The 14,676-nt window shown below is 44.2% G+C and carries 14 protein-coding genes; 2 read left to right on the top strand and 12 right to left on the bottom strand.

Going from position 1 to position 14,676, the window contains the following annotated elements; translation table 11 throughout:
* Positions 1-39: 39 nt before the first annotated feature.
* The 8 genes from ytvI to WKT00_RS00405 all read right to left on the bottom strand — a co-directional run bounded on the left by ytvI (position 40) and on the right by WKT00_RS00405 (position 8,777).
* Positions 40-1,182, bottom strand: coding sequence for a sporulation integral membrane protein YtvI (gene ytvI, locus WKT00_RS00440; protein ID WP_340260249.1), 1,143 nt, complete (start codon positions 1,180-1,182; stop codon positions 40-42).
* Positions 1,183-1,812 (bottom strand): ribosome biogenesis GTP-binding protein YihA/YsxC, encoded by a 630-nt coding sequence (yihA, locus tag WKT00_RS00435; RefSeq protein ID WP_173814094.1) that lies wholly within the window; start codon positions 1,810-1,812, stop codon positions 1,183-1,185.
* A 30-nt stretch (positions 1,813-1,842) separates the two neighbouring features.
* On the bottom strand, positions 1,843-4,167 hold the full coding sequence (gene lon / locus WKT00_RS00430; RefSeq protein ID WP_340260245.1) for an endopeptidase La: 2,325 nt from the start codon (positions 4,165-4,167) through the stop codon (positions 1,843-1,845).
* An 83-nt stretch (positions 4,168-4,250) separates the two neighbouring features.
* Entirely contained in the window at positions 4,251-5,510 is a 1,260-nt protein-coding gene (clpX, locus tag WKT00_RS00425; protein ID WP_101694669.1) for an ATP-dependent Clp protease ATP-binding subunit ClpX, read from the bottom strand.
* Positions 5,511-5,539: 29 nt separating this feature from the next.
* Positions 5,540-6,121, bottom strand: coding sequence for an ATP-dependent Clp endopeptidase proteolytic subunit ClpP (clpP, locus tag WKT00_RS00420; RefSeq protein ID WP_101694670.1), 582 nt, complete (start codon positions 6,119-6,121; stop codon positions 5,540-5,542).
* 39 nt (positions 6,122-6,160) lie between these two features.
* On the bottom strand, positions 6,161-7,447 hold the full coding sequence (gene tig, locus WKT00_RS00415; protein ID WP_101694671.1) for a trigger factor: 1,287 nt from the start codon (positions 7,445-7,447) through the stop codon (positions 6,161-6,163).
* A 108-nt stretch (positions 7,448-7,555) separates the two neighbouring features.
* Complete coding sequence (locus tag WKT00_RS00410) at positions 7,556-8,236, bottom strand: hypothetical protein (protein WP_101694672.1); 681 nt, start codon at positions 8,234-8,236, stop codon at positions 7,556-7,558.
* Entirely contained in the window at positions 8,229-8,777 is a 549-nt protein-coding gene (locus WKT00_RS00405) for a DJ-1 family glyoxalase III (RefSeq protein WP_340260241.1), read from the bottom strand. The genes WKT00_RS00410 and WKT00_RS00405 overlap by 8 nt, the downstream gene beginning before the upstream one ends.
* Before the next feature lie 135 nt (positions 8,778-8,912).
* Here WKT00_RS00405 and WKT00_RS00400 point away from each other — a divergent pair, with 135 nt between their 5' ends.
* Positions 8,913-9,359 (top strand): CYTH domain-containing protein, encoded by a 447-nt coding sequence (locus WKT00_RS00400; protein WP_101694674.1) that lies wholly within the window; start codon positions 8,913-8,915, stop codon positions 9,357-9,359.
* Positions 9,360-9,470: 111 nt separating this feature from the next.
* Positions 9,471-9,866 carry a helix-turn-helix domain-containing protein gene (locus tag WKT00_RS00395; protein WP_101694675.1) on the top strand — a complete coding sequence of 132 codons (396 nt, stop codon included), beginning with the start codon at positions 9,471-9,473 and terminating at the stop codon, positions 9,864-9,866.
* An 11-nt stretch (positions 9,867-9,877) separates the two neighbouring features.
* Here the strand turns inward: WKT00_RS00395 and WKT00_RS00390 are convergent, their stop codons facing one another.
* The 4 genes from WKT00_RS00390 to prfB form a co-directional block, all read right to left on the bottom strand.
* Positions 9,878-11,086 carry an aspartate kinase gene (locus WKT00_RS00390; RefSeq protein WP_101694676.1) on the bottom strand — a complete coding sequence of 403 codons (1,209 nt, stop codon included), beginning with the start codon at positions 11,084-11,086 and terminating at the stop codon, positions 9,878-9,880.
* Complete coding sequence (locus WKT00_RS00385; protein ID WP_101694677.1) at positions 11,080-12,291, bottom strand: cofactor-independent phosphoglycerate mutase; 1,212 nt, start codon at positions 12,289-12,291, stop codon at positions 11,080-11,082. The genes WKT00_RS00390 and WKT00_RS00385 overlap by 7 nt, the downstream gene beginning before the upstream one ends.
* Positions 12,292-12,322: 31 nt before the next feature.
* A complete protein-coding gene (locus WKT00_RS00380; RefSeq protein ID WP_173814091.1) occupies positions 12,323-13,546 on the bottom strand; it encodes a homoserine dehydrogenase in 1,224 nt (407 codons plus the stop codon).
* Between the two features lie 9 nt (positions 13,547-13,555).
* Positions 13,556-14,663, bottom strand: a protein-coding gene (gene prfB, locus WKT00_RS00375; RefSeq protein ID WP_340260236.1) for a peptide chain release factor 2 whose coding sequence is annotated in 2 segments (ribosomal slippage) — positions 13,556-14,587 and positions 14,589-14,663 — 1,107 coding nt in all. Because the reading frame shifts where the segments join, the coding sequence is not laid out codon by codon here.
* Positions 14,664-14,676 lie beyond the last annotated feature (13 nt).

Below are 14,676 nucleotides of genomic sequence, written 5' to 3'. Positions count from 1 at the left end.
ATTTTCTGTTTTTTCTTATCTTTCTTCTGCGTTTTGATTTTACTCTCTTAATTTCAGGAGTCCCTCCATCAAAATCTTTACATCATCCAAAATATAATCAAAGGCCCCAGCCTTATAAAGATTCATCAAAATCATTCCGATCGGCACCGCGAAAATCATCGCAATCACACCGCCAATCTTGTATCCTGCATATAAAAACACCAGTGTCAGAAGCGGTTTTAATCCCATACTATCCCCCACCAGCTTCGGCTGGATAAGCTGACGCACCAGCTGTGTCACCCCATAAAGGATCACAAGGCCGATCACCATCTTATAATCTCCCACCATTAATTTATATAGTCCCCACGGTATCAACGCCGTTCCCGTTCCAAAAAACGGGAGAAAATCAAGAAGCGCAATCAAGATCGCCAGTAAGAAGTAGAAATGAACATCTAAAATCACAAAACCCACAATCAGGATCAGGCACACAACGATCATAATCTTAAACTGCGCCTTAAAGTAACCGCCCACTGCATATTTCAGATTATCCATCACCATGCTCATCCGTTCTACCAGTGGATCCGGCGCCACTTTTTTAGCCCAGATAATTACTTCCTCCCGCTCTGCAATGAAAAAATACGAGGAAATAAATGTGACAATAGTCCCAATAAAGATCGATGGAATCCGCTTGGCAAAATTTCCAGCCGCCGCCATTGTCGGCTCACTGATTCTTCCGATCAGATTGCCCATCGTCTGATCCAGATTACTGATCATCGTCTGCCAGCCTTCCTGCACTTCTTCCGGAAGCATTTCAAAAATGCCCTCTAAGTTTTCTCCCACTGTATAGAAGCCACTCTCCAAATCCCGATAAATTCCCGGCATGTTTTCAATCAACGCACGAATCTCCTGCCACAGCTTACTGCCAAGGAAGTAGCAAAGAAGTCCAACTCCGGCCAATACCAGAATAATAATCAGTGCAGATCCCAGCTTTTTCACAATCCTCACCCGTTTTTCCAGCCAATTTACCAGAGGACTTGCCACATAGGCAAGGAACCATCCAATTACAAAAGGCATGAAAAACGCGAGCAGACGATATCCAACGTAAATAAATAAAATTGTTCCAATCAAGCTGACCGCTAAGCTGACGATCACCTTCCAGTAGGGACGTTCATCGTGTAACTGTTCCTTAAAATTGGTCTGCATTTATGATTCCACCTCTTTTTGATCCGGTTCTTCATCAGAACCTTTCCCCAGATACTCTGTTTCCACAAATTCCCAGATTTCATCGCGCCCCTGCTTGGTCACAGATGAAAACGGAATCACTTTGGTTCCGGGAATCAGTCCCAGTCCTTGTTTTACCGCCTTTAAATGTTTTGCCACCTGACTTCGCTTAATCTTATCTAACTTCGTTGCAATAATAATCGGCTCAAATCCCTGCGCTACAATCCAGTCATACATCATTTTGTCATTTGCTGACGGGTCATGTCGGATATCGATCAACAAGAATACCGCTTTCAACTGTTTTGATCCATGCAGATAACGTTCGATCAGCTTTCCCCACCGAATTTTCTCCTGCTCTGAGACCTTCGCATATCCATATCCCGGCAAATCCACCAAATACATTTCATCATTGATATTATAGAAGTTAATGGTCTGTGTTTTTCCGGGAGTTGCCGATATCCTCGCGTAGGATTTGCGATTCATAAGTGCATTGATCAGCGACGATTTTCCAACATTAGACTTTCCCGCAAACGCAATTTCTGGATAACTATTATCCGGAAGCTTACTGGTAATACCACACACCGTCTCTAAATTAATATTTTTGATTATCATCCTTTTCGTCTCTCCTTTTACGCTTTTCATTTACAAAAGTGCAGCCTCTAAGACCTCTTCCATATAACTCACCGGGAGAATCTTAAGCCCACGGGTAATCTCTGCTGAGATTTCTTCCACATCCTTCTCATTTTCCTTTGGTATCACCACTGTATGTATCCCGGCATTCTTAGCTGCCAAAAGCTTCTCCTTTAATCCGCCAATCGGAAGCACTCGACCGCGAAGCGTAATTTCCCCTGTCATTGCCAGATCTGCCCTTACCTTTCGCCCGGTAATTGCAGAGATCATTGCCGTTGCCATAGTAATACCGGCAGACGGCCCGTCTTTAGGAACCGCTCCCTCCGGAATATGAATATGAACGTCATGCTCTTTTAGGAAATTCTCCGAAATCCCATACTCACCGCTCACAGAACGGATATAGCTGATTCCAGTTCTAGCCGACTCCTTCATTACGTCACCTAATTGACCTGTCAGAAGAATCTCACCCTCACCCGGCATCACATTTACTTCAATCTGAAGGGTATCACCTCCGACACTGGTCCATGCCAGACCGCGGACAATTCCAACCTCATCTTCTTTGTTCGCCATCTGATAAGTGTAAACTTCTTTTCCCAGATACTGACAGAGATTGCGTTCTGTCACACGTACAGCCTTCTTCTGGCTTTCCAGAATCTCTCTGGCTGCCTTCCGGCAAATATCTCCGATTTTCCGTTCTAACTGACGCACACCGGCCTCTTTCGTATAATTGCGGGCCATTTTCCACAGTGCATTTTTACTGATCACAAGTTGATCTTCTGTCAGTCCGTGTTTTTCCCGCTGTTTGGGAATCAGATGTCTTGTTGCAATATGCATTTTCTCATTTTCTGTATAACTGCTGATTTCAATAATTTCCATTCGGTCAAGAAGCGGTCTTGGAATCGTCTGAAGCGTATTCGCTGTCGTAATAAACAAGACTTCGGACATATCAATAGGCACCTCCAGATAGTGATCCCGAAATTTGCAGTTTTGCTCACTGTCCAGCACCTCTAAAAGCGCTGAAAAAGTATCCCCTTTATAATCATTGCTGACTTTATCGATCTCATCTAAAAGCATCAGCGGATTCTTCACCCCTGCCTGACGCAAACCTGCGGCAAGCCGTCCCGGCATTGCTCCTACATAAGTCTTTCTGTGTCCGCGAATTTCCGCTTCGTCCCGCACTCCGCCTAAAGAAATGCGGACATAAGGCTTCTTTAACGCACGCGCAAGAGATCTTGCAATGGATGTTTTTCCAGTTCCCGGCGGTCCCACTAGACACAGAATCGGTGCGTCTCCCCGTTTTGTCAAGGCGCGAACTGCCAGAAATTCTAAAATTCTTTCCTTTACTTTTTCCAATCCGTAATGCTCTGCTTCCAATACTTCTTTTGCATAAGCAATATTCTGATGCTCCTCACACATTTTATCCCAGGGCATCTCCAGCATGGTTTCAATATAGGTACGGATAACACCGGTTTCCGCCGGGCTTCCCATCGAATTGCGAAATCGTTTAATCTCTTTATAAAGCTTTTCTTTTACCTCATCTGATGCCTGAAGCTTTTCTGCCGCCTGCTGAAATTCATCCGCATCTGACAAGGTGCTGTCATCACCGAGCTCTTCCCGAATCAGCTTCATCTCTTCTCTTAAAATGTATTCTCTCTGATTTTTATCCACCCGCTCTTTGACCTTCGCCTGCAGTTCTTCTTTTACATTCAGTACCTGAATCATACTTACCAGCTTATATACCAACAGTTCATATCGATCCATCAAATTCTGTTCTTCCAGAAGGAGCTGCGCGTCTTTATACCCAAACGGCACATTTGCCGCAATTACATCCACAAGCTTTTGCAGCTCTTCTGTCTGCTCTACCTGAAAGGCCAGTTCCTTAGAAAGCTTCGGATTTTTCAAGAGATATTCTTTAAAAATATCCTGAAGACCAGAACGCATTGCCTCCACACTAAGCGGATTTTCTTCTTCCCCGTCTGTCTGCACTTCATCCGGGACTTCTGTCACATTCGCACGAAGATACGGATCTTCAAATTCCAGCACATTCAGTCTCGCTCTCGTTTCTCCCACAATCAATACTCTTAGCATCTTCTTAGGAAGCTTAACCACCTGTTTAATGGACGCAATACAGCCGATTCTATATACATCAGCGATCCCGGGATCTTCCGTATCAAGTTCAATCTGAGCAGAAAGAAAAATTTTCTGATCGCCTTCCATTGCCTCCTCGATTGCCTGAATTGATTTCGTTCGGCTTACATCAAAATGCTTCACCATCTCCGGCAGCACTGTAAGCCCTCTAAGCGCTACCATAGGCAGACTTTTTGTCTCTACATTCATATTTTCCACTCCTGTATGATATTTTTGACCTCTATATGAAAACAGGCGGGCACAATCTTTATTCTTGTACCCGCCCATGATAGTTATGCACTCTCAGATCTGACGGATGTGTGTACACACTCCGGTTCTCCGATTCCTTTTACAACGTCTTCCGTAATACGACAAGACTTCAATGTGTCGTCTGACGGAGCTTTATACATAATATCCATCATGATCTTCTCCATAATCGCACGAAGACCTCTTGCTCCTGTCTTTCGCTTCAGCGATGTTTCAGCAATCGCCTCCAATGCCTTATCGTCAAAGATCAATTCTACCCCATCCAGTTCCAGCATTTTCTCATACTGTTTCGTAATGGCATTCTTCGGCTCCGCCAAAATACGCACCAATGCTTCCTTATCCAGCATTTCAAGCGCAACGGTAACCGGCACACGTCCTACCAACTCTGGGATGAGACCGAATTTCACCAAATCCTGCGGAAGCACCTGTTGAAGCAATGCATCCACATCATTTTCATGCTTATCTGCAATTTCTACATTAAATCCAATAGACTTCTGATCGATTCGTTTTTCAATAATCTTATCAATTCCCTCAAATGCACCTCCGCAAATAAAGAGAATATTGGTAGTATCAATCTGAATCAACTCCTGGTGCGGATGCTTTCTTCCTCCCTGCGGCGGAACACTTGCAACAGTTCCCTCAATAATCTTTAAGAGCGCCTGCTGTACACCCTCTCCGGATACGTCTCTGGTAATAGACGGATTCTCAGACTTTCTTGTAATCTTATCAATCTCATCAATATAGATAATTCCATATTCTGCACGTTCAATATCTCCGTCTGCCGCCTGAATAATCTTAAGAAGAATATTTTCCACATCTTCTCCTACATATCCGGCCTCTGTCAGAGCCGTAGCATCTGCAATAGCAAACGGAACATTCAGGATCTTGGCAAGTGTCTGAGCCAGAAGTGTCTTTCCACATCCGGTTGGCCCTAACATTAAAATATTACTTTTATGTAATTCTACTCCCAAATCCTTCTCTGCCATAATTCGTTTATAATGATTGTACACCGCCACAGAAAGGACTTTCTTCGCCTCGTCCTGACCAATCACATAGTCATCAAGGAAATTCTTGATCTCTTCCGGCTTCAACAGATTGATATCCGCAAATGGATTCCACTCTCTTCCATCATCATATACAAATTCTTCTTCCAGTATCTCATTGCAGACCTCAATACACTCATCACAAATATAAGTGCCATTAGGACCCGCAATCAGCTTGCGCACCTGATTCTGCGTCTTATTACAGAACGAACATCTCACCTGATCATCGTTCTTATTTACCATACTTCCACCTCATAATCAGACAGCCATTCCTAGCGGCTTTTAATAACTTCGTCAACCAAGCCATATGCTTTTGCTTCTTCAGCTGACATAAAGTTATCACGTTCCGTATCAATGCTGATAACATTCAGCGGCTGTCCCGTATTTTCTGCCAATATCTGATTTAACTTCTGACGAGTCTTCAGGATGTGCTCAGCCGCAATTTGGATTTCTGTTGCCTGTCCCTGTGCGCCGCCAGATGGCTGGTGAATCATAATCTCCGCATTCGGAAGCGCCAGTCTCTTGCCTTTGGTACCTCCTGCAAGCAGGAAAGATCCCATACTTGCAGCCATACCGATACAAATCGTCTCTACATCGCACTTAATATACTGCATGGTATCATAAATTGCCATACCTGCAGTCACAGATCCTCCCGGACTGTTGATATACAGATGAATATCTTTCTCCGGATCCTCTGCTTCCAGGAACAAAAGCTGCGCTACAATCACGCTTGCTGACGCGTCAGTTACCTCTTCCCCAAGGAAGATAATTCTGTCTTTTAATAATCTTGAATAGATGTCATAGGAGCGTTCCCCACGGCTTGTCTGTTCAATTACATAAGGAATTACACTCATGTATATGCCTCCTTTGACTATACGTTCTTCTTAAAATTCTTATTTTTCAACGGCATTTTCTACAAGGAAGGATACTGCCTCCTGCACTGCCATATCTTCTTTCATCTGTTTCTTTTCGTTCTCACCCATAAACTCTTTCAGCTTATCTGCTTCCATCTTGTAAGCTTCTGCCATCTTGGCGATCTCTTCATCCAGCTTTTCATCGCTGATCTCAATATTCTCAGCCTTTGCAACTGCCTCCAGAACCAGACGTGTCTCAATTCTCTTCACTGCCTGTGGCTTCAGTTCTTCCATCATCTTTTCAGCTGTCATGCCTGTAAACTGGAAGTACTGCTCCATAGTCAATCCCTGAGACTGCATTCTCTGAGCGAACTCATCTGCCATCTGCATTACCTGTGTATCGATCATTGCTTCCGGAATCTCGTAGGATGCATTCTTAATTGCCTGCTCCACTACCTGATCTTCCTGTTTTCTCTTTCCTTCAGAAGCTTTTTCTTCTTTGATCTTCGCTTTTACATCTGCTTTGTACTCATCTAAAGTATCAAATTCTGATACTTCTGCTGCAAACTCATCATCGATTTCTGGCAACTCTTTGGCCTTGATCTCATGGACTGTACATTTGAATACAGCTTCTTTTCCCTTCAGTTCTTCTGCATGATACTCTTCTGGGAATGTCACTTTTACTTCTACTTCTTTCTCTGTCTCTGCGCCTACTAACTGCTCCTCAAATCCAGGAATAAAGGAACCAGAACCAATTGTCAGCGGATAGTTTTCTCCCTTACCGCCTTCAAAAGCCTCTCCGTCAACAAAACCTTCAAAATCAAGGATCACTTCATCGCCGTCCTGTACTGCGCGATCTTCTACAGTGATTGTTCTTGCATTCTTCTCTGCTTCTTCTTGAATCTTGGCATCTACTTCTTTCTGTGTCACACGAGTAGATACTTTGTCTACTTCCAGACCTTTGTACTCTCCAAGTGTCACTTCCGGCTTAGTTGCCACATCAGCAGTAAAAATAAATGCTTTTCCCTTCTCGATCTGTACAACATTGATCTCCGGTCTGGATACGATTTCCAGATCACATTCATCATATGCCTCTGCATATGCCTTTGGAATCAGCTCATTTGCTGCATCATCATAGAAAATTTCTGCTCCGTACATCTTCTCGATCATCTGACGCGGAACTTTTCCTTTACGGAATCCCGGCAAAGAGATTTTGTTTTTCTGCTTCATATATGCACTCTGAAGCGCTTTCTCTAAATCATCGGCTGGAACTTCGATTGTAAGTTTCGCCATGTTTTTTTCTAATTTTTCTACCTGTAAACTCATTTACTATTTTCCTCCTGTTTCTATCCCTGTTCCGGACAGTTTTTCCCGGAAAATGGGCATACTACATTACATTCACCTCAGAAGTATAACACAAACCCTCGCAAATATCTAGCCCCCGATTTCATCTAACTTCAGGATTTTTAGAATCAATGTATTCATGTCATCTTCATCAATAAAATATTCATTCTTTTTATCTGCTCTCACATGCAGAATCACCGTTTCTTCTTCCTGGTATTCCTGATCCTGGAATGCTGCATCCAGAAGTTCATACGAATGATTAATAATGTCTCCCAGCATTTGCTGATTTACTTCTTCCTCTGTACCAACATATCCGCCTTCTCTGACCTTTTCTGCAATCTTAAGCGAATCTGCCACTAACAATTCCTGATACTTTTCAAATAGGTCTGTAGGCCAGATAGAAACCGGAACTTCATATTCCCGCTTCCCACTCTCCTTTGCCTCTTTCACATCATAGCGCATCGTAGTCAGGATCGTCGAAACCAACTGTGCAAAATTCTGCCGCTTCGTCTCCGGAAGCTCCAGTCCGCTGGCAATATTGGTCTCTACAAACTGATCAATAAACGCCTGATATTGCTGCATCAGATCTTCCTTTGTGACTCCATCCACATATTCCAATGCCCCTGCGGATTCTCCCTGAAAGTTAAGATCTAAAAGCGCCTTCGTATATCCTCTGGCATCAAACTTACTCCCACATCCGCTTAGAAGTCCGGTCATCACCAAACACAGCAGTAAAACCCAGCAAAACGGTCTTCTTTTTTTTCTATTCATAGAGAATTGCCTCGGCAATTTCGGCAGCTTTCTCTGCTTCGGACAACATCTCGATCAGCTTTAATGCAAATGCAATCGCAGTACCTGCACCGCGGCTGGTAATCAGATTGCCATCCACCGTTACATCCGTCCGTGTCATAACCGCTCCCTGAATTTCCTGTTCTACAGACGGATAGCAGCTGACTCTTTTTCCTTTCAGAAGTCCCAGATTACCAAGAATTGTTGGAGCCGCACAGATGGCACCAATGTATTTTCCATCTCGGTTAAATTCTTTCACCACTCGTCTGACACCCTCATGCGCGTTCAGATTAGAGGTTCCCGGCATTCCTCCCGGAAGTACAATCATATCCGATTCGACAAAAGCTACTTCTTCGAATAAATCTTCTGCCTGCACATTAATCCCATGCGCCCCATGAACCGTATAATCATCGGTAATAGAAACGGTTCCCACATAGATTTGTGCCCTTCTCAAAAGATCTACAACAGTCAGGGCTTCAATTTCTTCAAAGCCGTCTGCCAAAATCACACTTACTTTTTTCATTGATATCAGCCTCCTTGATCTTACATTTTATCATTTTAGCATTGTTTACATTTTTTGTATACTCCATTATTATGGTAGCTGTAAGCACCTATATCATGCATACTCTAATTACAGATAAGAAAGGAACCTACTATTATGGAAATCGAACGAAAATATCTCATCCATCAACTTCCAAACGATTTAGAAAGATACCCTTGTCGAATCATCGAACAGGGGTATCTGTGCACAGAACCGGTCATCCGCATCCGTCGTGACAACGATACGTTTGAGTTAACTTACAAATCTTCCGGTCTGATGATCCGAGAAGAGTACAACCTTCCGTTAACCCAGGATGCTTATACCCATCTTCTCTCCAAGGTTGACGGAAGACTCATTCAAAAACGCCGTTATATGATTCCTCTTCCGAATGATCTGACGATCGAGCTGGACCTCTTTGAAGGTGACCTTGCGCCCCTCGCGCTTGCAGAAGTAGAATTTCCAGACGAAGATACTGCCAGACATTTTCAGGCGCCTGACTGGTTTGGTGAAGACGTTACGTTCTCCGGAAAATACCACAACAGCCAATTAAGCAAATCCAATTAGCATCATTTTGTTGCTTTCTTTCTCTTTGTGACGTTTTGTTGCATAGATTTCTATTTATTTGGCAAATTGCTATACTAACAGGAGATATTATTTTCCGGAGGATAGAAGGACATGCCAAATATACAGCTTGCAAACAATTTAAGATACCTTCGCAAACAGTGCGGCCTGACCCAGACCACACTGAGCGACATGCTGAATATTTCCAGACAGGCATATTCCAACTATGAGACAAGCAAACGCACACCAGACCTGGACTCTTTGCTTCTTCTTGCCTCTTTCTACCAGGTTAATCTCGATGCTCTTGTTCTTAAAAATCTTCAGCACAGCGACACCTCCGGCATTCTGTCTGAAGATCCTGCTCCTTACGCGCTTGCATCCGAGAAAAAAACCGGTAATACGATCTATCTCTCAGAAGAGGAAATCGATATGATTATTCAATACCGTACCCTCTCCCATGAGAACCAACAGATTATTACCGGCTTTCTGCGTGCAAATTCTGAAGTTTAATACTGCGGCTTTTAATCCGCCATTCCAAATCCATCATGAACCGCATTCATTGCTTTTTCAATATCATTCTTGGCAACCAATACCGTGATTCGGATCTCAGATGTCGAAATCATATTAATATTAACACGGGAATTATACAATGCCTCGAACATTCTCGCTGCAACTCCCGGATTACTCATCATACCCGCCCCGACAATGGACAATTTTGCAACATCTTCATTATAAGTTACTTTTTGAATCGTCAGTCTTTCTTTATTCGCATCCAATACCTGAAGCGCATTTTCAAGATCTTCTGAAGCAACGGTAAAGGAAATATCTTTTGTTCCTTCTCTTCCCACAGACTGAAGAATAATATCCACATTAATGTAGCTCTTAGCAAGCGTATCAAAAATCTGGAATGCAATTCCCGGTTTGTCATCCACTCCAATTACCGAGATTCTAGCCGTATTACTGTCCGCCGCAACACCCGTCACTAATAATTTTTCCATTTTGGAAGCCTCCTTCACTACGGTTCCCTCTGAACGGTTCAGGCTGGACCGTACTACTAATTCTACATTATATTTCTTTGCCATCTCTACAGACCGATTGTGAAGTACCTTCGCTCCCAGACTGGCAAGCTCCAGCATCTCATCATAGGTAATCGTATCCAGCTTTTTGGCGTTCTTTACGACTCTTGGATCTGCCGTATAGACACCATCCACATCTGTATAGATTTCACAACGATCTGCGTGAAGCGCCGCTGCCAGTGCAACAGCAGTGGTATCAGAACCACCCCGGCCAAGAGTGGTAATATCGTCATATTTATTGACTCCCTGAAATCCAGTCACTATAACGATCTTTCTGGAATCCAGCTCGTGCTGAATCCGTTCAGTATCCACTCGCTTAAATCGGGCATTTCCATACCGTGAGGTAGAATGCATCATCACCTGAAATGCATTTAAAGAAACCGCTGGCACATCCAGCGCCTGCATTGCCATTGCCATCAAAGATACTGACACCTGTTCTCCTGTAGTAAGGAGCATATCCAACTCTCTCTTTTTCGCCTTTGGGTTGATCGTATTGGCCAGCCCAATCAGATGATCCGTAGTATCTCCCATAGCAGAAAGCACCACCACCACATCATTTCCCGCTTTATATTCTTCAATACAACGGTTTGCGACATTAAAGATCCTTTCTTTATCAGCGACCGAACTGCCGCCAAATTTCTTTACTACTAACATAACTCCTCCTGCAGCAGATGTCCGATCAGACGATAACCATCTTTCTCATACCGTCCTGACGTCTCTGCCGTCTTCTCGTTGTAAGCCACAAGTCCGTCCTGTTCCTTCGTGCTGTCATACAGAAGATATGGTACGGGATCTCCCGTATGGGTCCGAACTTCTATCGGTGTCGGGTGATCTGGAAGCAAAAGAAGTCGATAGTCCTCTCCTGCCTGATTCAGTTTCTCTGCCACTGTTCCCAGGACCTCTTTATCGACATGTTCAATGGCCTCAATCTTATGAGCTGCACTTCCCTGATGTCCCATTTCATCCGGGGCTTCCACGTGGATATAAGCAAAATCATATCCGTCTTCTGTCAACGCCTGAACTGCTGCCAGCGCCTTTCCCTTGTAATTGGTATGAAGACCTCCATTTGCACCTTCCACACACACACAGTCCATACCAGCTCCAATGGCAATTCCTTTCAATAAATCTACTGCTGAGATCATCACGCCCTTTTTCCCGGTTCGCTCCTCAAAGGAAGTCAAAGCAGGTTTCGTTCCTGCCCCCCAGAACCAAAGAGAATTGGCTGGTTTCAATCCATTTTTCCTTCGATTTTCATTGATCGGATGATGTTCCAAAATCTCATAACTTTTCTCCATCATCTCCCGTAATACAGGGTCCTTTGGAAGATAAGATCCGATTTTCTTCGTCAAAATATCATGGGGCGGTGTCAGTTCAAGAACCCTTCCCCCCTTCCAGATGAGAAGATGACGATAACTGGTTCCCGTATAAAACTGATAGCCCTCTTTCACAAGTCTTTCTTTTACTGCGCTAAGCAGAACTTCTGCCTCCTGCGTACTGATTTCATCAGAACTGTGATCCAGAATCGTGCGTTCTTCATAAGCGTCCCCTTCTTCTGAAAGAGTCACCAGATTACAACGGAACGAGATATCGGAATCCGCCATATCAACTCCGATACTAAGCGCTTCCAGAGGGGATCTTCCGGTATAATATTTTTTCGGGTCGTATCCCATTACAGCCAGATTCGCTGTATCACTTCCCGGCGCCATTCCCTTTGGTACCATGGAAGTCATTCCAATCTCCGAAACCTTTGCCAGTGTATCCATCACTGGTGTATGAGCCGCTTCTAACGTCGTTCTCCCGGAAAGTTCCGAAAGCGGCCGCCCTGCCATTCCATCACTCAACAATATGATATATTTCATAGGCATCTCCTTTTCTTGCCGTCCTGTTTTCCTAGCCTTCTACACGGATCATATGAAGAATCTGCTCCCGATATAAACGGGCGCGCACCTCATAATCTCCTTCCATCATCACCGGTGTTATAAATCCAAATTCTCCATCCAGTCCCTCTGCCCGGACAACTTCTACGTCCCCAAAGGAATCCTGAATTGCCGGAAGGAGACTTTCCTCTTCTCCTTTTATCCGAACGAAGAAACGACGTTTCGCACCGGCTTTTTCCTCTAACCGAAGCTTCTCTTCCTTCCACATCGTCATAATATTACGGTTCAAATGCTTCGCAGCATCTACGACATCTGCCACTACTGCACTGGCCGTAGGAAGTTTTCCTGCACCACTTCCATAGAACATGGCATCTCCCAGGACATTTCCATGTACAAAAATAGAATTAAACACGCCGTCCACATGGTACAGCGGATGATCCGCCTTCAGAAGGAAGGGCGCTACAATTGCATGAAGCCGGTTGCCAGCATAGCGCTTACTGGACGCCAACAGCTTAATTGTCATCCCCATACCCTTCGCATACTTCATATCTTCAGCTGTGATTTGTGTAATTCCTTCACAGTAGATATCTTCAAAATCCACCTGCTGTCCTGAGATCAGAGAGGACAGGATCGCAATTTTTCTACAAGCATCATATCCTTCCACATCTGCTTCCGGATTCCTCTCCGCGTAGCCTTTCTCCTGTGCCTCTTTCAGCACGTCCTCGTAGTCCGCCCCTTCATAGAACATCCGGGTCAGCATATAGTTGGTCGTCCCGTTCAAAATACCGGTAATTTCCTCAATCTCATCTGCTGTCAGCGAAGAGTTCAAAGGTCTTATAATCGGAATTCCACCTCCGACACTGGCCTCAAACAGAAAATTAATATTCTGCTCTTTTGCAATGGATAACAATTCCGCACCATGCTTGGCTACCAACGCCTTATTGGAAGTCGCCACACTCTTTCCTGCCTGCAAGGATCGCTTGACAAATGTGTATGCCGGTTCAATTCCTCCCATCACTTCCACAACAATCTGAACCTCTTCATCCTCGATAATCGTCTCAAAATCATGGACAATCTTCTCCTGTACCGGATCTCCCGGAAAATCCTTCAAATCCAGCACATACTTAATGTTCAATTCATCTCCGATTCTCTGACTGATCCGGGAGCCATTGGTATTCACAACCTCTACCACACCGGAACCAACCGTTCCATAACCTAATACCGCTATGTTAACCATATGCCCTCCTTATCCGCTGACTGTTTGTTTCAAATATGCATTGATGAACAGATCAATCTCTCCATCCAACACTGCATTCACGTTACTACTCTCCGCATTCGTTCTGTGATCTTTCACCAGTGTATACGGCTGCATCACATAGGAACGGATCTGATTTCCAAATCCAATCTCCTTAACCTCACCCCGAATATCAGAAACCTTCTCTGCCTGTTCCTGCTCCTTCAGCATCTGAAGCTTCACCTTCAGCATCTGCATTGCCTTTTCTTTATTATGGTGCTGAGACCTTTCATTCTGACACTGTACTACAATTCCCGTCGGAAGATGGGTTATCCGAATTGCGGAAGAAGTCTTATTTACATGCTGACCTCCGGCTCCGCTGGCACGGTAAGTATCAATCTTTAACTCATCATCTGCAATCTCGATATCAATCTCATCTTCTATATCCGGCACCACATCACAGGATGCAAAGGATGTCTGACGTTTCCCCGCTGAGTTAAACGGAGAAATTCTAACCAGACGATGCACGCCTTTTTCTGATTTCAGGTACCCGTAAGCATTCTCCCCGTTCACCTCAAAGGTGACGGACTTTGTTCCTGCAATATCTCCTTCCAGATAATCCAGTATCTGAAGTGAAAAACCTTTCCGCTCCGCCCAGCGACTGTACATACGGTAAAGCATTCCTGCCCAGTCACAAGACTCTGTACCGCCTGCTCCCGCATGGATCGTTACAATTGCGTTACACCCATCATATTCACCAGACAGCAGAGTCTGAATCCGAAGTTCCTCAAATAAAGTTTCAAAGGATGCTATCTCCGCCTCAATCTCACGAATCATTTCCGGATCCTCTTCTTCGTATCCCATTTCTATTAACACCTGAATATCCTCATAGGTGCGGTACAGGCTTTGAATCGTCTCCTGAAGCGCCTGTAAATCTTTTAATTCTTTCATCAGCTTTTGGGATTCTTCCGGCTGATCCCAAAAGCCTGGTTCTTCTATCTTACGCTGTAATTCTTCGATCCGTCTCTCCTTGCCGGCCGGGTCAAAGTGAATCCCTCATTTCAGCAAGTGGTTCCTCATAAGAATTCATCAATGTTTTAAACTGATCTAATTCAACCACCTAATCACCTCTT

The sequence above is a fragment of the Dorea sp. ICN-14282 genome (assembly GCF_037890115.1).
Taxonomy (GTDB): Bacteria; Bacillota; Clostridia; order Lachnospirales; family Lachnospiraceae; genus Dorea_B; species Dorea_B phocaeensis.
The sequence above is the reverse complement of the archived record's forward strand: the minus strand, read 5'-3'. Positions and strand labels throughout refer to the sequence as shown.